The organism is Staphylococcus lugdunensis (genome assembly GCF_002901705.1).
GTDB lineage: Bacteria > Bacillota > Bacilli > Staphylococcales > Staphylococcaceae > Staphylococcus > Staphylococcus lugdunensis.
In genome coordinates this window covers 1-19,546 of sequence record NZ_PPPV01000001.1, presented here as the reverse complement: position 1 = coordinate 19,546, position 19,546 = coordinate 1, and the positions used below count along the sequence as shown (strand labels likewise).

The 19,546-nt window shown below is 32.1% G+C and carries 19 protein-coding genes; 15 read left to right on the top strand and 4 right to left on the bottom strand.

All coding sequences use genetic code 11. The features are described from left to right. Nucleotides 1–9 precede the first annotated feature (9 nt). The gene (locus tag CD041_RS00095; RefSeq protein ID WP_002461326.1) at nucleotides 10–1,248 is read left to right on the top strand and encodes an aminopeptidase; all 1,239 of its coding nucleotides are present in this window, start codon (nucleotides 10–12) and stop codon (nucleotides 1,246–1,248) included. A 33-nt stretch (nucleotides 1,249–1,281) separates the two neighbouring features. Then, nucleotides 1,282–1,809: an acyl-CoA thioesterase gene (locus CD041_RS00090; protein WP_002461325.1), complete on the top strand. Its 528-nt coding sequence runs from the start codon at nucleotides 1,282–1,284 to the stop codon at nucleotides 1,807–1,809. 320 nt (nucleotides 1,810–2,129) lie between these two features. On the opposite strand, the gene yfkAB is transcribed toward CD041_RS00090, so the two are convergent. Further along, complete coding sequence (yfkAB, locus tag CD041_RS00085; RefSeq protein ID WP_080606549.1) at nucleotides 2,130–3,272, bottom strand: radical SAM/CxCxxxxC motif protein YfkAB; 1,143 nt, start codon at nucleotides 3,270–3,272, stop codon at nucleotides 2,130–2,132. Between the two features lie 139 nt (nucleotides 3,273–3,411). Between yfkAB and CD041_RS00080 the strand changes: the two genes are divergently transcribed. The 7 genes from CD041_RS00080 (at nucleotide 3,412) to CD041_RS00050 (ending at nucleotide 9,017) form a co-directional block, all read left to right on the top strand. Further along, nucleotides 3,412–3,573, top strand: a complete 162-nt coding sequence (locus tag CD041_RS00080) for an SE1561 family protein (protein WP_002461323.1) — start codon at nucleotides 3,412–3,414, stop codon at nucleotides 3,571–3,573. A gap of 159 nt (nucleotides 3,574–3,732) precedes the next feature. After that, nucleotides 3,733–4,251 carry a type 1 glutamine amidotransferase domain-containing protein gene (locus tag CD041_RS00075; protein WP_037544401.1) on the top strand — a complete coding sequence of 173 codons (519 nt, stop codon included), beginning with the start codon at nucleotides 3,733–3,735 and terminating at the stop codon, nucleotides 4,249–4,251. A gap of 239 nt (nucleotides 4,252–4,490) precedes the next feature. After that, nucleotides 4,491–5,303: a monofunctional peptidoglycan glycosyltransferase SgtB gene (sgtB, locus tag CD041_RS00070; protein WP_002461321.1), complete on the top strand. Its 813-nt coding sequence runs from the start codon at nucleotides 4,491–4,493 to the stop codon at nucleotides 5,301–5,303. Between the two features lie 263 nt (nucleotides 5,304–5,566). After that, nucleotides 5,567–6,370 carry a recombination regulator RecX gene (gene recX, locus CD041_RS00065; RefSeq protein WP_070648300.1) on the top strand — a complete coding sequence of 268 codons (804 nt, stop codon included), beginning with the start codon at nucleotides 5,567–5,569 and terminating at the stop codon, nucleotides 6,368–6,370. Beyond that, nucleotides 6,363–6,674, top strand: coding sequence for a YfhH family protein (locus CD041_RS00060; protein ID WP_002461319.1), 312 nt, complete (start codon nucleotides 6,363–6,365; stop codon nucleotides 6,672–6,674). Before recX ends, CD041_RS00060 begins: the two co-directional genes overlap by 8 nt. A gap of 13 nt (nucleotides 6,675–6,687) precedes the next feature. Further along, on the top strand, nucleotides 6,688–8,205 hold the full coding sequence (locus tag CD041_RS00055) for an ATP-binding cassette domain-containing protein (protein WP_070648303.1): 1,518 nt from the start codon (nucleotides 6,688–6,690) through the stop codon (nucleotides 8,203–8,205). 8 nt (nucleotides 8,206–8,213) lie between these two features. Beyond that, the gene (locus tag CD041_RS00050; protein WP_002461316.1) at nucleotides 8,214–9,017 is read left to right on the top strand and encodes a hypothetical protein; all 804 of its coding nucleotides are present in this window, start codon (nucleotides 8,214–8,216) and stop codon (nucleotides 9,015–9,017) included. A 94-nt stretch (nucleotides 9,018–9,111) separates the two neighbouring features. Here the strand turns inward: CD041_RS00050 and CD041_RS00045 are convergent, their stop codons facing one another. After that, nucleotides 9,112–10,086 carry a metal-dependent hydrolase gene (locus CD041_RS00045; RefSeq protein WP_012990800.1) on the bottom strand — a complete coding sequence of 325 codons (975 nt, stop codon included), beginning with the start codon at nucleotides 10,084–10,086 and terminating at the stop codon, nucleotides 9,112–9,114. 129 nt (nucleotides 10,087–10,215) lie between these two features. On the opposite strand from CD041_RS00045, the gene mutY reads away from it, so the two are divergent. The 3 genes from mutY (at nucleotide 10,216) to CD041_RS00030 (ending at nucleotide 13,899) form a co-directional block, all read left to right on the top strand. Continuing rightward, nucleotides 10,216–11,265, top strand: coding sequence for an A/G-specific adenine glycosylase (mutY, locus tag CD041_RS00040; RefSeq protein WP_012990801.1), 1,050 nt, complete (start codon nucleotides 10,216–10,218; stop codon nucleotides 11,263–11,265). 97 nt (nucleotides 11,266–11,362) lie between these two features. Beyond that, nucleotides 11,363–11,905 carry a nucleoside tri-diphosphate phosphatase gene (gene ntdP, locus CD041_RS00035; RefSeq protein ID WP_080606550.1) on the top strand — a complete coding sequence of 181 codons (543 nt, stop codon included), beginning with the start codon at nucleotides 11,363–11,365 and terminating at the stop codon, nucleotides 11,903–11,905. 257 nt (nucleotides 11,906–12,162) lie between these two features. Next, nucleotides 12,163–13,899 carry an ABC transporter ATP-binding protein gene (locus CD041_RS00030; RefSeq protein WP_070815439.1) on the top strand — a complete coding sequence of 579 codons (1,737 nt, stop codon included), beginning with the start codon at nucleotides 12,163–12,165 and terminating at the stop codon, nucleotides 13,897–13,899. A 154-nt stretch (nucleotides 13,900–14,053) separates the two neighbouring features. Here the strand turns inward: CD041_RS00030 and CD041_RS00025 are convergent, their stop codons facing one another. Together CD041_RS00025 and CD041_RS00020 are read right to left on the bottom strand one after the other, a co-directional pair. Next, nucleotides 14,054–15,148, bottom strand: coding sequence for an FUSC family protein (locus tag CD041_RS00025; RefSeq protein WP_002477970.1), 1,095 nt, complete (start codon nucleotides 15,146–15,148; stop codon nucleotides 14,054–14,056). Between the two features lie 76 nt (nucleotides 15,149–15,224). Next, nucleotides 15,225–16,514 (bottom strand): glutamate-1-semialdehyde 2,1-aminomutase, encoded by a 1,290-nt coding sequence (locus tag CD041_RS00020; protein ID WP_037544399.1) that lies wholly within the window; start codon nucleotides 16,512–16,514, stop codon nucleotides 15,225–15,227. 81 nt (nucleotides 16,515–16,595) lie between these two features. Between CD041_RS00020 and bcp the strand changes: the two genes are divergently transcribed. The 3 genes from bcp to perR all read left to right on the top strand — a co-directional run bounded on the left by bcp (nucleotide 16,596) and on the right by perR (nucleotide 18,562). Next, nucleotides 16,596–17,051 (top strand): thioredoxin-dependent thiol peroxidase, encoded by a 456-nt coding sequence (gene bcp / locus CD041_RS00015; RefSeq protein WP_070648305.1) that lies wholly within the window; start codon nucleotides 16,596–16,598, stop codon nucleotides 17,049–17,051. A gap of 5 nt (nucleotides 17,052–17,056) precedes the next feature. Then, a complete protein-coding gene (locus CD041_RS00010) occupies nucleotides 17,057–18,007 on the top strand; it encodes an NAD(P)-dependent oxidoreductase (protein ID WP_062077820.1) in 951 nt (316 codons plus the stop codon). A 96-nt stretch (nucleotides 18,008–18,103) separates the two neighbouring features. Further along, nucleotides 18,104–18,562: a peroxide-responsive transcriptional repressor PerR gene (gene perR, locus CD041_RS00005; protein ID WP_002461305.1), complete on the top strand. Its 459-nt coding sequence runs from the start codon at nucleotides 18,104–18,106 to the stop codon at nucleotides 18,560–18,562. Nucleotides 18,563–19,546: the final 984 nt, after the last annotated feature.

The following is a 19,546-nucleotide window of genomic DNA, read 5'->3' as shown; positions in this document are numbered from 1 at the left end:
GAATACAACGTGAGTAATTATCAACAAAAATTACGACAATATGCCCAATTAATAGTAAAAGTTGGTATGAATATTCAACCACAACAACCCGTTTTTATTCGCTCATCAGTTGAAGCGTTAGAGTTAACACATTTGATAGTTGAAGAAGCATATTTATTAGGTGCATCAGATGTGCGAGTTGTATACACAGATCCAACATTAACCAGACTTAAATTTGAGCATGAGTCTGTAGATTATTTTAAAAATACAGAATTAAAAGCTTATGATGTGGACGAAAGAATGGATTATGTACAACGCGGAGCAGCAAATCTAGCCTTACTTTCGGGAGACCCAGATTTGTTAAATGGGATTGACTCTGACAAATTAAAAGCAAACCAAATAGAATATAGTAAAGCGTTTAAAGGTTACATGGAAGCAAGCCAAAAAAATCAATTTCCATGGGTGGTAGCAGCATTTCCTTCTAAAGCATGGGCGCATCGCGTATATCCAGATTTAAGCATAGAAGAGGCCTACAACAAATTTATTGATGAAGTCTTTGATATTGTTCGCATAGACGGCAATGATCCTATTAAAAATTGGCAGGAACATGTGAAAAATTTAAGTGTTCATGCAGATAAATTACAGCGTAAACAATACAAAGCGTTACACTATATTTCTAAAGGTACAGACCTAGAAGTCGGGCTTCCAAATGGACATATTTGGGAAGATGCTACCAGCTATGTGAATGGTAATGGGCAAGCTTTTATAGCCAATATACCTACGGAAGAGGTGTTTACAGCACCTGATCGTAATAGAGTGAATGGCCATGTTACTAATAAATTACCGTTGAGCTATAATGGTACGATTATTGATAACTTTACTTTAACATTTAAAGAAGGCGTCATTGTAGATATAAAAGCTGAACAAGGTGAGGACGTACTCCGCGACTTAATAAATACCGATGAAGGATCAAAACGACTAGGGGAAGTAGCATTAGTTCCAGATGATTCTCCAATTTCTAATCGCAATACGATTTTCTATAATACATTATTTGACGAGAATGCTTCTTGTCATTTAGCGATTGGTTCGGCGTATGCATTTAATCTTAAGGGTGGTACGGAAATGTCTACAGATGAACAAATAGCGCATGGCTTAAACGATTCTAACGTCCATGTTGACTTTATGATTGGAAGTTCTGATTTAACCATTTATGGTATTTTAGAAGACGGTAGTAAAGAGCTGGTCTTTAAAAATGGTAATTGGGCATAGTCTACTTATTAAATACAAAAGGGGATTGTTAGCATGAGTGAACAACCAGAAAGAAAATCAATGTCTGAATCAAAAAGCGTTAACTCAAAACAAGTATTTCCGCAAGACACAAATCATTTACATACGCTTTTTGGTGGATCATTGATGGCAAATATTGATGAAATAGCAGCTATAACGGCAATGAAACACAGTCATGCACAAGTAGTCACTGCTTCGACAGATTCTGTTGACTTTTTACGCCCAATTAAAACGGGTGATATTACTTCATACGAAGCAATGGTAACCTATGCTGGGCACAGTTCTATGGAGGTTTGTGTGCAAATTATTATTGATGATGTATTGCATAATGAACGTCATTTAGCAGCGTTAAGTTTTCTTACGTTTGTTGCCTTAGATGACAATGGGAAGCCGATTAAAGTGCCGCAAGTCTATCCTGAAACACGTGTTGAAAAATGGTTTCATGAAACAGCACCACAACGCGTAAAACGTCGCAAAGATCGACGAGAGGAAAGTAAAAGAACGATTAACTTTTTATCTGACGTACAAAATATTGAAGAGTAAATAACAGTTTGGGTCATCAATATATCAAATTAAAATTGAAATACCAAAGGCATTCAAAGCAAGTTGGGATGGCTAAAGTTGTTTCCTAAGTAGGCGAGTCAATCGTAGAAAGTATTGCATACAGAGAAGAGTTTGGGACATAAGTATGTTTTGGTCTATGAACTATATGTATTGGCAGTAGCAGACTGGATTGAAAATACGCTTATACCAATCTTTATTCAATCCTAGTCAACCTTGCCGGGGCGGGACTACGAATTCATCATGAATTCTGACCCGCCCCCTAATTTTTCCACAAAAGTTATTCCAGGCTTTTGTATATTTTAGCTATAAATATTTTGACTGTGCATAGCAATTTCATTTTTTCTAAAATCAGTATTTGGATAATACATATTTTTCACTAAAACATTAGGCCCTAAACAGTTAAAAGCTTCACAATGACAATTTAAAGATTTTGCTAATTCACTGTCTAACCATTTATCAAAGACATCTACTAACTTATCATTTTTAATATTAGATATTGTACCATTTTCATCACCAAAGTCTGTCACGATGACATTGCCAGTAAAAACATTGACATTTAAACGACTTCGACCATCAGGATCATTTCGCATAGTTACGTTTTTAGCATTTCGTAATCGGTCGAGAAGTAGTTGATCATCTTCGTCATTGATACAAGGATAAATTGGCAAAGTACCAAATAACATCCATACATCATCATGACGGATATCTAATAAATAATTGATAGCTTGTTTCATTTCTGCTAAAGATAACACATTTAGTTGACTAGCAAAGTCGGAAGGATACATTGGATGAACTTCATGACGTTGACATTTCATTTTCGTCACGATTTCATTATGTATTTTATTTAAATACGGCAATGTACTTTGATTTAACATTGTCTCTGCCGAAACAAACATACCTTGTTCAGACAGTGTACGAGCATTGTCAAGCATCTGCTCATAAAGTTTTAACTTTGCTTTTAAAGGTGGTTGTTTTACCATTGCACCAAAGCCGACATCTGTAAATTCCTGAATTGTTCCCCAATTGTGAGAAATGTGCATGACATCAATGTATTCGGCAACTTCTAAGTAACGGTCTTGTGGCAAAGTTAAATTTGAATTCATTTGAGTATAGATGCCACGATCATATGCATATTTGAGTAATGGCTTTACTACATTTTTAATTGATTTTTTAGAAAACATAGGTTCGCCGCCTGTGATGGACATAGTGCGAAGATGAGGGATTTCATCTAAACGGCGATAAATCAAATCCATCGGCAATGATTCGGGATCTTTCGTTTGTAATGTATAACCTACAGCGCAATGGCTACATCGCATATTGCATAGATTTGTTGTTGTAAATTCAATATTACTAAGCGCTAAGTGGCCATATGATTCAATATCGTTATAAGTTTCCCAGGGATCATTTTGGATTGAAATAGGTTGTTTATTTGTTGTTATCATGACTATTACTCCTAAAGTGAATTCTTTACTATGTGCTTGAAAGTACAGTAAACATTATTAAGATTATATCGCTTTTTGTCAAATTCTGTTAGGATAATAATATCATTATTAAAACAATTTAAAGGAGATTTCATGACAAATGAATGAACAAAAAACCATTGACCAAATTAAAAAACGTTTGTCTAAATTCATTGATGATATTGATCACGTAGATCCAAACGACGTAAGTATAAGAGATATCGATGAATGGATTGGGCTCTTAGATCAATTAGAAGAAAAGGTTAAACAAGTCGGGCATTAAAAGTTAGATGTGTAGATTTAAGTTTATACCGCAAGTGCATCACAAAGGTGAATGATTTGAATTATCAAGTTCTTTTAAATCAAAATGACGATGTTTAATTATGAATCAACTTGTCTATATACTAAATATAATAATTTAGATAGAAAGGTGATTTATTTTATGACTAAGAAAGTAGCAATTATAGTTACCAATGAATTTGAGGATATAGAGCTTACAAGTCCTAAAGAAGCTATTGAAAATGCAGGATTTGAAACTGTTATTATTAGCGATACAGCGAATAGTGAAGTTGTAGGTAAACATGGGGAAAAAATCGCAGTGGATGTGAGCATTGCAGATGCCAATCCAGAAGATTATGATGCGTTATTAATTCCTGGAGGATTCTCACCAGATTATTTACGTGGTGACACAGAAGGCCGTTATGGTACATTCGCAAAATACTTTACTAAAAATGATGTTCCAGCATTCGCAATTTGTCATGGACCACAGATTTTAATTGATACTGACGATTTAAAAGGTCGAACTGTAACAGCTGTTTTAAATGTGCGTAAAGATTTGTCAAATGCAGGCGCAAATGTTGTTGATGAATCTGTAGTCGTTGACAAAAATATTGTTACAAGTCGTACACCAGATGACTTAGACGATTTTAATAGAGAAATTGTTAAACTATTAGAAGATTAAGCTTGTAAGTTGAAGATAATCAGCATTTTAAATATAAGTATAAGTCTTCAGAACATTTGACTGTTCATTTGCATTTAAATTTAGAAGTCATTCACTTGGCTTTTAATTTAAATGCTTTTTTTGTTTTTAATGATAAGAACGCTCCACCTTGGGACTGATTTTTCACTAATAGTATAGCTTATATTGCCAACTACTGGTAAACTCACAGTAACAAGTGAGTTTAGAAAGGGAGCTAGTGCATGAAAAGAAGTGAAAAATATGCCAATGCCCCCAGGGATTATAATCAACGTCAAAATGAACCACATTTTAATACGTATTATCAACCTGTGGGCAAACCACCTAAAAAGAAAAAAAGTAAACGACTTTTTTTACGATTGTTTATCTTCTTAATCATCATCATTATTTTATTTTTAGGACTAATGTTTTTCTTATCCTCTAGAGCAAATGTAGATGATTTACAGTCGATAGAAAAGAAAAGTAATTTTGTCTCTGCGCAACATATGCCAGAATATGTTCGAGGTGCATTTATTTCTATGGAAGATGAGCGTTTCTATAAACATCATGGTTTTGACATTAAAGGTACAGTAAGAGCTTTATTCTCGACGATTGGAGAACGGGATGTGCAAGGTGGAAGCACAATTACGCAGCAAACAGTCAAAAACTATTATTACGATAATGAACGCTCGTTTACACGTAAAATTAAAGAATTGTTTGTTGCTCATAAAGTTGAAAAGCAATATAGTAAGAATCAAATACTAAGTTTTTATTTGAATAATATTTATTTTGGTAGCGACCAATATACAATAGAAGGCGCAGCTAATCATTACTTTGGAGTAACTACAAACGTAAACAATAACAATTTGCCGCATATAACAGTATTACAAAGTGCTATTTTAGCAAGTAAAGTCAATGCACCAAGTGTATATGATATTAATGATATGTCTACGAATTTTAAAAACAGAGTTAAAATAAACCTTGAAAAAATGAAACAACAGGATTTTATTTCTAACAATCAATATCAAGAAGCATTAACACAGCTAAATCAGTATTAAGTTACAAGCCAGATTCGGACAAAATGTAACAGGTTAAAATTGAAGTGCCCATATAGCATTAATTATAAAAGAAGCACAAAGACGATCTGAAATTAAAAATCGTCTTTGTGCTTTTGTTTTATGGATGATGTCCAGCCTGGCTTTGCATTGATGATGATTAGTTAAAGATTTTAAGAGATTATAGTTACATAAACTTGTTCTGTGTAATAAAATATAGATGTTAGAATATGCGAATAGTTAAATTAGTCATTTGGAGGGATACAATGCCAAAAGTTACTAAAATTGAAGTGCAGAGGAAGAATAAAGAGCGGTTCAATTTATATTTAGATGGTGTATTTGAAATGGGCATTGATATGGATACACTTGTTAAATTTAATCTTAAAAAAAATCAAATGATTGATGCTAAACAAATGGAAGACATACAAAAATACGATCATTATCGCTTTGGAATTCATATTGCACTGCACTATTTATCATTTAAAAAACGTACTGAAAAAGAAGTGAGACAGCAGCTAGTTAAAAGTGATATCAATGAAACGGCTATAGATCAAATCATTGATTATTGCTACAAAGAAAAGTTTATTAATCATGAAGATTATGCGGAAAGTTTAAAAAATACGATGATTCGGACAACTGATAAGGGGCCAGAAGTATTTAAACAAAAGCTATATCAAGTTGGAATTGAAGAGGAGATTATAGAACGTTTTACGCAGCGCTATGAGGTAGAACAACCCTTTGAAGATATTTTAAAAGTAGGACACAAATTGATGAAAAGTAAAAAAGGTCCTATAGCAAAAGTTAAACAGAAAGTGTCTCAAGCACTAATACAAAAAGGTTATACAATTGAAACGATTAAGCAAGTATTGCAAGAATTAGATTTTCAACAAGATGAAAGTCTGGAAGCTGCATTATTGCAACGAGATTTAGAAAAAGTTTATAATAAAAAACAAAAAAATTACAACGGACAACAGCTTGTCATGAAAACCATAGAAGCCCTTATGAGAAAAGGTTATAATTATGATAAAATCAAAGTAACTTTAGAAGAAAGCGGTATTTCTGATGAATAAACAAATGAGTGAAATGTCAGAACAAGAATTAAGACATGAAATACAACTATATAAAGAAAAAATGCGAAAAGCTGAAATGAACGGCATCATGAATGAATACGATGTGTATCAAACAAAAGTGATTATCGCAGAGAGTTATCTTATTGATTCCACTAAAATAGAAATTGGTAAAATTTACCCATTAAATGATGGTAGTGGTATGTTTTTTAAAGTTGAACGGCTAAAAGGTGTATTTGCATGGGGATTTCGAATCAATAGTGCTGAATCGGAAGAAGGTTTGCCGTTAGCCTTATTAAAATTATAGAAGGATGAATTAAATGAGTAGTTCAATTGTATTGAAGATGCTTAATATTACACATTATTTTAGAAATAAAAAAGCAAAGCGTTGGTTTAACCCATATCAATATGAAGCCAATGATATTAATTTAAATAAAATTTCGTTGCATTTATATCAAGGCGAATCACTAGCAATTATAGGTGAGCCAGGATCTTCTAAATCGCTTATAGGAAGAATATTAGCTGGAGATGTTAAACCAGACAAAGGAAAAGTAATATGTTCAGGTACGCTTTATTTTGGAGATATCAAAGATAAGCATTTAATACAAGCAACAGTTTTTAATTATGTTAATACAATTGTAAAACTTTTCCCCTATGAGGTAAGCGACCATAAAGTATCACAAATTATAAAGTATGCGCACCTTGATACAAAGCAGCAGCAACCTGTATTTACATTAACCCATGCTGAATATGCACAACTTATCGTTAGTATTGCTAGAGCTTCAGCAGCAGAAATCATTATTCTAAATCATATTATTGAGAATATACCGGAAACATATTTAGCAAAAGCTATAGAATTATCAAATGATTATGTTGATAATAACTTAACAATGATTATTATTGATGATGACATCGATAAAGTGATTCAGGTTAGTAATTATGTTGCATGGATATCACATGGACAACTGCGAATGGAAGGCTCAATTAATCAAGTTATTCCTAAATTTCGGGAACATGAACGTGATCGACTATCATTAGAGGATGAAGTAGCTATAGAAAACTTTGATATCGATTGGAAAAAAAGTCGAGCACGAATTCCAGAAATGACCTACAATTTTAAACGTGTTGAACGTTATAAACATGCACAAGCACCAGTATACATAGTGAAGTTTTGGACAATACTTATAAGCTTAGTATTGGGAATGGTAGTTATGTTTGCATTAATATTTACTAATACTGGCAATATTCAACTATCAAATAATCTTAGTCAGTCAAAAATTCAAAACCAAAATGTGGATCCATATGAAGAAAAGCTGGCATATGGATTAGCACTGAATGGGAAAATTCATTTGCATGGTAATAATGAATTAACAGCACCTAAATATAGCTTATTAACAATTATTGGAGAAAATTCGAAAAATTATCGGGTAAAAGTTGATAACAAGAATTATTATGTTGCTAAAAATAAATTAGAATATTTTAATCCTGCTGCATTATATGAGGAACATAAATTTACAACCATGTCAAAATACATGAAATCAAATTATGGCAATTTTGTTGATTATTTCAATAGCCATTTAAACAAATCACATAAAACAGTGAAGAAAACTTTGGTTCCTGACAAAGAAAATCGATTTGTAGTAGATATAACTGAACAACCCATTGAAATGCTATTTAATGATACCGATAAACTTAAAGGATTTGTCTTCCCAATAGTTAAAAAAGATGAGTTAAAGAAAGAATTTAATATTTCAAAAGACATTTGGATAACAAAGACGTATGGTGGTTATTTAATTGCAGATATGAAAGAAAATAAATGGATATTTATTGAATTGTAGGTGAAAAAATGATAGATAATTGGATAATTTATATTAAAAATATTCCTCGACTTTGCCAATATTCAATAAAACGTTTATTGGAAAGTTGGAAAGGATTTGCGCTCTTGCTACTTACAGGTATTATAATGATACTAGCAAGTGCAGGTTGGATGAAAATGATGGCAATTGAAGAACTTGTTCGAATACGATGGTATTATAGATTAGCATCAGCCTTATATTTTATAGTATTTACTTATACTACATATAAAGCATTCAAGGATTATAAAAATGATTATTGGGTTACTAAATCATTTAGTTTATCACCTATTGTGACAACAATATTGAATGGATTAGCGGGAACTTTAGTCGGATTTTTACTGTTCTTAATTTTAATCATTTTTTTACCTTTGAACATTGAATTATCAGTTTGGGCACTAATATTTTATTTGTTAATAGGGTGTCTAAATATCATATTAATCGCTGAATTATTAGGTTTATTAAGTATTATGTATCAAAAGTTGGTAATGAAGATCTACTGGATAGGTGTACTGTTAAGTTGTTTTATGGTTCCTATTTTATACATACCTAAAACGACTTTATCGATATTTGGTCATATTCTAATGCTCAACCCACTATATTATTTAGTTGATGGAGTAAGTACATCCGTTATTTTTGGAATTACCAGTTTAAGTAATTTACCATATCATATCTATTTTATATTATTTTTGGTATTAATATTTACTTTAAGTTATTGGTATCACCGTCACATGGCACAAACAAAATATCAACATTATCCCATGACGAAGATTAATAATGAAAATAATAAAGACTAACCATTTGCTAGCAACGCATAAATAATAAAAAAGCCAATTTGATGTGTCGTCTATAGTGACAAAGTTAACACTTCAATTGGCTTTCATTTTTAAATTATGAATATAGTTTTTTCTGTAATTTTTCTTCAGAAAACACCCAACCGATATAAGAATAATCAATTTTCTGTTGATTATTGACATGCGCTATAGCAGCAAATGAGTAGTGGTCATTATTTAAATATCTTAAATCAATGAGTCGTATCTCAGTCGTGTCATCATCCAAGCGACGTATCTGCCAACGATAAATCGAAGAAAAATTTAAAAATGTACGTATTTCAGGATTGCCTTTTATTTGCCATAATAAAGTTCCAGGTTTGAATTGTTGGCGCTCTACTTTATCGCTAAATACGACATTTCTGCCATAAGCTCTCCCAACATAATCATGTGTTTCTGTTTGAATAGCTACTCGCCATTCAAAAAACTTTAAAGTAGGAATAACAAATATTTTTACTGGGTGCTGTTTAGATCTAATTTGATTAAGAGCCTGTTCAGTGATGATTGACTGCATTTTAAAACGAATCATATAATAGCCAATTAACAAGAACAATATTGGAATAAAAATAGCATAAGGATGTATTCCAATAATCCATAATATAATGCCTATAACTAAAATGATGAAAATAATCGGGTCGAATGTGTTAATAACACCTAATTGTATCCATTTGTTGGTAATAGGGCGTAACGCTTGTGTACCGTAAGAGTTAAATATATCTACAAAGACATGTAAAAAGACAGCTAATTGTGCCCACATCCATACATGCAGTGGATTTGTTTGTTTGAAGATAACAAATATGATAAATGTTATAAGGATTGGCCATAAAATTGTAAAAGGTATAGAATGTGTGATGCCTCTATGATGTGTTATGTAGGCGGAATTACTTTTAAGCTTTAACACCGTGTCACTATCTGGTATTAAAGATCCGGCTATAATCGTAGTGGCAGTAGCGGCAAACGTGTCTGCCATTGCTGGATCTTGTGTAGCTAATGCAGTCAAACCTACACCGATAGCTATATGTGTGGCAGTATCCATATCATTCACTCTTTTCTTTGGTATTTATATTTTATTATAATCTAAAAATTGGAATAACGAAATGAAGTTACATTATAGTTAATTTAAATGAGTAGAGCAATAAAAAATATGCAAGAGGAGTATATGTCATTGTATAGAGAAAGAACATTTAAGCGTCATTTAGAGGATTGGTTTAATAAAAATCAACGCGAACTGCCTTGGAGAGAAACTGCAGATCCATATTATATTTGGTTGAGCGAAGTTATGTTACAGCAAACACAAGTGAAAACGGTTATAGATTATTATCATCGCTTTATACAACGCTTTCCAACAATTAAAGAATTAAGTGATGCGCATGAAGATGAGGTTTTAAAATATTGGGAGGGGCTAGGTTATTATAGTCGAGCACGAAATTTCCATTCTGCAATTAAAGAAGTCCATCAAGTGTATCGAGGGATTGTGCCATCACAACCTGAACATTTTGAAAAGTTGAAGGGTGTAGGTCCTTATACTAAAGCTGCAGTGATGAGTATCGCTTTTAATCATCCATTGCCTACGGTTGATGGTAATGTTTTTAGAGTGTGGTCAAGAATTAATAATGATTATAGTGATATTAAACTACAATCTACTAGAAAAGCATATGAAAACCAATTAGAACCATATGTACAAGAGCATGCTGGTACATTTAATCAGGCAATGATGGAACTGGGTGCACTTATTTGTACGCCTAAAAATCCATTATGCTTATTTTGTCCTATACAATCACATTGTGAAGCTTTTGAGCAAGGTACGATTCAAGATCTACCAGTAAAAAGCAAAAATAAAAAAAAGAAAATAATAAATCTAAAAGTATTTTTAATTCGTAATCAGCATGGAGACTATCTTATAGAAAAACGTCAAGAGAAGCTACTTAACGGTATGTGGCAATTTCCAATGGTTGACGCTGATAACGCGGAACAAGAACTAACAAATCGTCTTGGTATGTCTATCACCGCTACAGGTGAGCCTATTTATCAACTAAAACATCAGTTTACACATTTAACATGGAATATACAGGTTTATAGTGTAGTTCATGATGTTAATTTAACGGCGGTTCAGCTTCCAAAATATATGACGTGGTTAGATTTATCTAACCGTGATGATTATACATTTCCAGTATCAATGTCAAAGATTTATGACTTTATAATTGGAGAAACTTAATAGTACGAATAGCTGAAAAAAGACAGTTAAAGCTTAAGTTAAATTTTTAAAATATGATATAATCAAAAGTGCAAAATATGAAAAGGTGGTGTGGAGTATGGTTAAAGAATCCATACCTAAAGAAGGAGAAACAATAAAAATACAAAGCTATAAACACGATGGCAATATTCATCGCGTTTGGTCAGAAACGACAATCCTCAAGGGAACCGACCATGTCATTATTGGAGGTAATAATCACACGCTCGTTACTGAAAGTGATGGTCGAACTTGGATAACGAGAGAACCAGCTATTGTTTACTTCCATTCAGAATATTGGTTCAATGTTATTTGTATGTTTAGAGAGGATGGAATCTATTATTATTGTAATTTATCATCACCTTTTGTTTGTGATGAAGAAGCACTTAAATATATCGATTATGATTTAGATATTAAAGTTTATCCTAATGGGAAATATCATTTATTAGATGAAGATGAATATGAACAACATATGAATCAAATGAATTATCCGCATGATATCGATATGATTTTGCGCCGAAATGTTGATATATTACAGCAATGGATAGAGCAAAAGAAAGGGCCATTTGCACCTGATTTTATAAAAGTTTGGAAACAACGCTATAAAAAGGTACGAGATTATTAAGCAAATTATGTGTAATTCCAAAATAAATTGGTTATAGTATTCAATGACAAAAGCTTAATACTTTCAAGCCTTCAATAATAAATTGACATTTAAGTTTTAAACAGCACAATGAAGTGTATTATATTGCATGCCAGAGGTTGAATGCAAAGCTTGATTTTTATCTTGCGATGCCATATCAACCTCTGTTGTATTTCATGCTAATTTTAGCGTTAGGGTAAAGGTAAGTTAGGTACTTAAGGAAGTTGGGGGTTATTCTTATGATTAGACGATATTTAAATTTTGTTAAGCCATATAAATATCGTATATTTGCAACGATTGTCATTGGAATAATAAAATTTGGTATACCAATGTTAATACCGCTGTTAATCAAATATGCGATTGATGGTGTGATTAATAATCATTCATTAACAGCACATCAAAAGGTTATCCATCTAAGTGTTGCCATTGGTATAGCACTCTTTATTTTTCTTATTATGCGACCACCTATTGAATATTTAAGACAATATTTAGCACAGTGGACCAGTAATAAGATTCTATATGACATTAGAAAACAATTATACAATCATTTACAGGCATTAAGCGCACGATTTTATGCAAATAATCAAGTGGGTCAAGTTATTTCAAGGGTTATTAATGATGTAGAACAAACCAAGGATTTTATTTTAACAGGACTAATGAATATTTGGTTAGATTGTATTACGATTATTATTGCGTTATCAATTATGTTCTTTTTAGATGTTAAATTAACATTAGCAGCCATTTTGATATTTCCGTTCTATATTTTGACAGTTTACTTTTTCTTCGGTAAATTGCGTTCTTTAACACGTGTACGATCACAAGCGCTTGCAGAAGTACAAGGCTTTCTACATGAACGTGTACAAGGCATGTCAGTGATAAAAAGTTTTGCAATTGAAGATAATGAGGCGAAAAATTTTGACAAAAAGAATACTCATTTTTTACAAAAAGCGTTCAAACACACGTCATGGAATGCTTATTCTTTTGCAGCGATTAATACCGTCACAGATTTGGGACCTATCATAGTGATTGGTGTAGGTTCCTATCTAGTTATTAATGGTTCAATTACAGTAGGAACACTAGCAGCGTTTGTTGGTTACTTAGAACAATTATTTGGACCTTTACGTCGTTTGGTATCATCATTTACCACGCTAACTCAAAGTTTTGCTTCAATGGACCGAGTGTTTCAACTTATAGATGAAGATTATGATATTAAAAATGGCCGAGGTGCTCAGCCAATTGAAATTAAACAGGGGCATATTGATTTAAGACATGTAAGTTTTAAATATAATGACAATGAATCTTTGGTATTAAAAGATATTAATTTGTCCATTAACCGCGGAGAAACAGTTGCTTTTGTTGGTATGAGTGGTGGTGGTAAATCTACATTAATTAATTTAATTCCCAGATTTTATGATGTCACTGGTGGCGAAATCACTATAGATGGGCATAATGTTAAGGACTTTTTGACGGGAAGTTTAAGAAATCAAATTGGTTTAGTACAGCAAGATAATATACTATTTTCCGATTCAGTACGTGAAAATATATTATTAGGGCGTCCAGATGCTACTGAAGCAGAAATTATTGAAGCTGCAAAAATGGCTAATGCACATGATTTCATTTCTAAATTACCACAAGGATATGACACTGAGGTTGGTGAGCGCGGTGTTAAACTATCCGGCGGGCAAAAGCAACGCTTATCAATTGCACGCATATTTTTAAATAATCCACCAATATTAATCTTAGATGAAGCAACGAGCGCACTGGATCTTGAAAGCGAGGCTATTATACAAGACGCACTTGATGTTTTAAGTAAAGATCGTACAACATTGATCGTGGCACATCGTTTATCAACGATTACACATGCCGATAAAATCGTTGTATTACAAAATGGTGAAATTATAGAAACTGGTACGCATCAAGAATTAATAGCAAGACAAGGTGCATATGAACATTTATATAGCATTCAAGATCTGTAAAAATTAAAGAATAATGTGTTGATAATAAAAATGGCAATTTCTACATTTGTAATAGAAATTGCCATTTTCTTTGAATAGAAAATATTTAAATAGTTAAAACGTTACTAAATAAATTTTAAAATGCTTAATTTATATTGTTAAAACGTATCTTCATTTATACATCAAAGTCTTCATCAACTATGTCAATATCCGCATCAGTACGATGATACGTAAAATAGCTTAATCTGAGACGATCTAGATGCTCTAAATGATATCGATACTCTTCAATCGCAGCGATAATCTGCATTAAATTAGAATAAGAATATTTTGTTTGATAGGGGTTTTGAATTAATTCCTGTTGAAATGCGAGCATTAAATCTTTCTTTTGAGGATTAATAATATTATTTTCAACATGCTCAATATTATAGCGTGCCTTTTTCGATAAACTACGCAAAATTTGTTCGTGATATTCAATTAATGCATCAATTTCAAGTTTAATTTGAAAGATTAAATTATAATTTAAATTATGCAAATCATTTTGATACCGTGTCATTCGGTTTAACACTTCATACGCTTGTCGTGTTGTACTAACCACTTCCTTGAAAAGGATTTTCTTTCTATTCTGTTGAAATACATGTTTTTTTGTAAGTGGTCGTTCTTCATTATAATAATCATATATTTGTTCAAGTCTATTTAAGCGTGTTTTTATTTGATCATTATCTTGTTTAATTTGATGATAATCTGAAGTGTCATTTAGTACCAATCTAAACCATACAAAAATGTCAGATGTTAATTTTACGGAATAATGATAAATTTTAGTTTCGAATTTTGGTGGTAAGAAAATAAGATTTACTATTGATGCACTTAACACACCTATCATTACTAATATAAATCTAAAAGTAGCTGCCACATAAAATGAACCAGTATGTTGTCCCATGATAATTAAGGCAGTCACACTTGCAAGTGTAGCAACGTGTGCCAAGTTGATTTTATATAAAATAGCGATTAATAAGATAACGGTAATGCCCATAATAACAATATTTTTACCAAAAACTACTACCACTATGACTGCCAGCAATGCACCAATAAAGTTTCCCATAGCTTGCTCAGAAATTGTCTTAACAGAACGATGGATATTGGGTTGCATTGCAACAACTGCACTGATACCAGCGACAGATTTAAATCCAACGTCATTAGGTAAAAAAGAAGTGATGAATAGGGCAAGTATTATGGCAATACCTGTCTTTAAGATACGGGCTCCTAGCTTCAAAGGTCATACTCCTTTATTTTTATATATTAAATATGAGTTATATATGTTATACACTGACGAGGATTAATTTTCAAGTTTATTTCATTTGACTAAAGGCATAATCAGCTGCTTCTAATGTCTTGTCAATATCTTCTTCAGTATGTTCAGTAGTTAGGAACCATGCTTCAAATTTAGATGGAGCTAAATTAATACCTTGATTAAGCATTAATTTGAAGAATTTACCAAATGCTTCACCATCTGATCTTTCAACTTGCTCATAATGCGTTATTTTTTCGTTCGTAAAATATAGTGTTAGTGAACCATAAACACGATTAATAGTAGCTGTGATACCGTGCTTATCGATGAGTTTTAATAAGCCATCTTCTAAGCGTTTACCTAGACGATCAAGTCTATCATAAACACCATCTTGTTCTAGAACTTCCAATAGAGCAATGCCTGCACGCATTGATAAAGGATTCCCTGCCATTGTACCTGCTTGGTAAGCCGGTCCTAATGGTGCGACGTGTTCCATAATGTCTTGTCGACCACCGTATCCTCCAATCGGTAACCCACCACCAATGATTTTACCAAATGCAGTTAAATCGGGATATACGTTAAGTAAATCTTGTGCGGCTCCATAATGGAAGCGAAATGCTGTAATAACCTCATCATAGATAACTAAAGCTCCATAATCATGTGTGATTTTATTCACTTCTTCTAAAAAGCCAGGTTGCGGTTCAACCATACCAAAATTACCCACAATTGGTTCGACTAATACAGCAGCGATTTGATCACCCCAATGCGACATTGCTTCTTTATATGAATCAATGTCATTAAAAGGCACGGTTATAACTTCTTTTGCAACACTCTCTGGCACTCCAGCAGAATCAGGAGAACCTAGTTGAGAAGGGCCACTTCCTGCAGCAACTAAAACGAGATCAGAATGACCGTGATAAGAACCGGCAAACTTAATTATTTTATCTCGTTTAGTGTAAGCACGAGCGACACGAATTGTCGTCATCACAGCTTCAGTGCCAGAATTAACGAAACGTATTTTTTCAAGAGATGGAATAGCTTCACGTAATTTTTTACTAAATTCAATCTCTAATTCTGTAGGTGTACCATAAAGCACGCCTTTTGCAGCTTGATCCTGTATAGCTTCAGTAATATGTGGATGTGCATGTCCAGTGATAATTGGTCCATAGGCTTGAAGATAATCAATGAATTTATTGCCATCTACATCATACAAATATGCGCCATGACCTTCTTTCATTACAACTGGTGCGCCACCTCCTACTGCTTTGTAGGAACGAGAAGGTGAGTTTACGCCACCTAAAATATATTCATTTGATAACTTCTGAAGTCGTTCACTTTCTGTGAATTTCATGTTCTATCAACCTCTTTTAATTTAATATTTTCAACTAATATCGTATCATAAATAATAACTAAAAAAAGAATAGGTGATTAAATGTTAGAAAAAGGACAACGTTTCCCACATTTTTCATTGAAAAACCAGAATGGAGTAAGCATTTCAAATAAAGATTTAAAAGGTCAAAAGGCAGTACTTTATTTTTACCCAAGAGATAATACGCCAACGTGTACAACAGAAGCTTGTGATTTTCGTGACAATTTAGCTTTTTTTAATGATTTAGATATACAAGTATTTGGAATTAGTGGAGATAGTGAGCAAAAACACCGTAATTTCATAAATAAACATCATTTGAATTTTGATTTACTCGTAGATAAAGACTATGAAGTTGCGAAAGAAGTAGGTGTTTATCAGTTAAAAAAATCTTTTGGAAAGGAAAGTATGGGGATTGTAAGAACAACGTTTATTATTGATGAGCAAGGTATCATATTAGATGTTATTGAAAAGGTTAAAGTCAAAAATCAAATGGCTGAATTAAAAAATATTTTGGGGTGATTAAGTTGAAAGTAGTAGGATTGAAGCGCTTGGGTAAACTAGAGCAACATTTAGTTAATAAATACCAACAAATTGAATTTCAATTTTATGCACAAGCAGCCGATATACCAGAAGAGGAACGACAGAATATTGACATCTTAATTGGCTATGATGGACATGTAGATCAGTCCTTTTTAGAAAGCTGTCCCAATTTAAAATGGATTGCTTGGTATGCAACAGGGGTTAATTCTCTTCCATTGAACTATATACTTCAACGAGGCATTCAACTGACAAATACAAGAGGTGTTCAAGCTAAACAATTAGCCGAGTATATTGTTACATTTATCTTGGATGATTATAAAAATATGCGTAAATCTTATTATAATCAACGCCATCATATATATGATTCTACAATCACTGGTAAAAGAGTTAGTGGCTCAACCATATTATTTCTAGGGACAGGTGCTATTGCGCAAGCAGCAGCACAATTATTAAGACCGTTTAATCCTGAAATAATAGGTATCAATCGATCAAATAGTTTAGTTGATTACTTTGATGATATTTACGTAATCACAGAATTATATAATGTAATAAACAAAGCTGACATTATTATAAATACGCTTCCCGAAACTGAAGAAACATATCATTTATTGAAGCGGAAACATTTTGAGTATATGAAAGATAATGCATTATTTATTAATGTTGGCAGAGGAACCATAATAAAAGAAAATGATTTGTTAGAGGTAATGGAGAATAATTTGATAAGACACGCATATTTAGACGTTTTCGAACATGAGCCTTTATCAGCTGACCATCCATTATATGATTTAGATAATGTAACTATCACTGCACACATTACTGGCAATGATTACAATAATAAAATAGATGCAACAAAGATATTTGAACGAAATTTAGATCATTTTCTCAATAATGGAAAACTAATTGAGAATACTGTTAATGCTAAGAATGGGTATTAACCTTAGAAGAAGAGATAAACAATTGACATTTTTAACTATATAAAGTTATATTAATATTAAGTAATAATTATTATTAAATAGAAAGATGGTGAAATTATGAGTGCAGATATAGAATCAATTGATCATGAATTGGAAGAATCAATTACAGAGCTGAGAAAAGCAGGTGTGCGAATTACACCTCAAAGACAAGCTATCATTCGTTATCTAATTTCTTCACATACACATCCAACTGCCGATGAAATTTACCAAGCACTTTCACCAGATTTTCCTAATATCAGTGTTGCAACGATATATAATAATTTAAGAGTGTTTAAAAATATAGGTCTAGTTAAAGAGCTAACATATGGTGATGCTTCTAGTCGTTTTGATTTTAATACACACAACCATTACCATGTTATTTGTGAAAAATGTGGAAAAATCGTTGACTTTCATTATCCACAACTAGATGAGGTAGAACAGTTAGCGCAGCATGTGACAGATTTTGATGTTACGCATCATAGAATGGAAATCTATGGCATTTGTAAAGAATGTAAAGAAAGTGAAACCAATCAATAAGATTTATATATGGCGGACAAAATAGCTTGATGAATACTTTCAATGGTTAAACTGATAACTGAGCAGTGTTTATCACATAAGTAGTTGTTATATATAATTAAAATGACTTTTAACAAAGATAGAACAGCTAGGACTTATATCCTAGAAATTTAGCCAGTAAATGAGGGTTTTGTAACTTCATTTACTGGCTTCTTTGTTAATAATACTTGTATTATTGGTTCGCTTGCATAGGCGATAGATTCAGCTAGCCAAGCTTGCTTTGTTAGAAAAACTATTTTAGTTCAGTTTTTCTTTGCTTGGGAATTCGACTTACTTTGCTTGCTGAAATACGCTTCACATTTTTATTGTTGGGGACCCTGTCTTTTCCCTCAAGTGTCTCGCCCAAATAAGGCGTATTTATATGTGACTTTACATTTAAAAGCTTGATTAACCAAAGAATTTTCGTATTATTTAACCAGCGTCACGTAATAAACGAATAAAATTTATACATGACTCAATTTGTGCGAGTATTTAATACTTTCAACTAACAGTAAGCTCTAAAAAGAGGATAATATCAAATTTAGCAAGTTGTAAAAAAATAGCTATTATACATTTTGGTTAGATTAATACTCTTCTTAAGAAAAAGTAAACAAAAATTACTGATATTAATAATTGACGTAGATGTCTTTAATTGATATTATTAAAAAGTCGTCAAAATACGACAGATAGCAATGTTGCTTCTTAACAATTTTAATACGATGTTAAGAAAGTGTAATTTTGACTATTGAACTTTAGAACAAAACAATATAACATATTGATTGTTGATTTAAACAAAGTCAATTGAGCCAAAAAATATTGACACAGATTGTTTATTTCGATAAAATAATAAAATGTAAGTAAAAAATTTGAACATTGAAAACTGAATGACAATATGTCAACGTTAATTCCAAAAATGTAACGAAACGTTACAAAGATTTAATTAGTATTTATGAGCTAATCAAACAT

Coding starts and splice junctions, on each gene's coding strand:
- CD041_RS00055 (WP_070648303.1), top strand. CDS start 6,688: ATGAGTAGTTCAATTGTATTGAAGATGCTTAATATTACACATTATTTT.
- CD041_RS00075 (WP_037544401.1), top strand. CDS start 3,733: ATGACTAAGAAAGTAGCAATTATAGTTACCAATGAATTTGAGGATATA.
- recX (WP_070648300.1), top strand. CDS start 5,567: ATGCCAAAAGTTACTAAAATTGAAGTGCAGAGGAAGAATAAAGAGCGG.
- CD041_RS00045 (WP_012990800.1), bottom strand. CDS start 10,086: ATGGATACTGCCACACATATAGCTATCGGTGTAGGTTTGACTGCATTA.
- CD041_RS00050 (WP_002461316.1), top strand. CDS start 8,214: ATGATAGATAATTGGATAATTTATATTAAAAATATTCCTCGACTTTGC.
- bcp (WP_070648305.1), top strand. CDS start 16,596: ATGTTAGAAAAAGGACAACGTTTCCCACATTTTTCATTGAAAAACCAG.
- CD041_RS00080 (WP_002461323.1), top strand. CDS start 3,412: ATGAATGAACAAAAAACCATTGACCAAATTAAAAAACGTTTGTCTAAA.
- sgtB (WP_002461321.1), top strand. CDS start 4,491: ATGAAAAGAAGTGAAAAATATGCCAATGCCCCCAGGGATTATAATCAA.
- CD041_RS00020 (WP_037544399.1), bottom strand. CDS start 16,514: ATGAAATTCACAGAAAGTGAACGACTTCAGAAGTTATCAAATGAATAT.
- perR (WP_002461305.1), top strand. CDS start 18,104: ATGAGTGCAGATATAGAATCAATTGATCATGAATTGGAAGAATCAATT.
- CD041_RS00090 (WP_002461325.1), top strand. CDS start 1,282: ATGAGTGAACAACCAGAAAGAAAATCAATGTCTGAATCAAAAAGCGTT.
- yfkAB (WP_080606549.1), bottom strand. CDS start 3,272: ATGATAACAACAAATAAACAACCTATTTCAATCCAAAATGATCCCTGG.
- ntdP (WP_080606550.1), top strand. CDS start 11,363: ATGGTTAAAGAATCCATACCTAAAGAAGGAGAAACAATAAAAATACAA.
- CD041_RS00030 (WP_070815439.1), top strand. CDS start 12,163: ATGATTAGACGATATTTAAATTTTGTTAAGCCATATAAATATCGTATA.
- CD041_RS00060 (WP_002461319.1), top strand. CDS start 6,363: ATGAATAAACAAATGAGTGAAATGTCAGAACAAGAATTAAGACATGAA.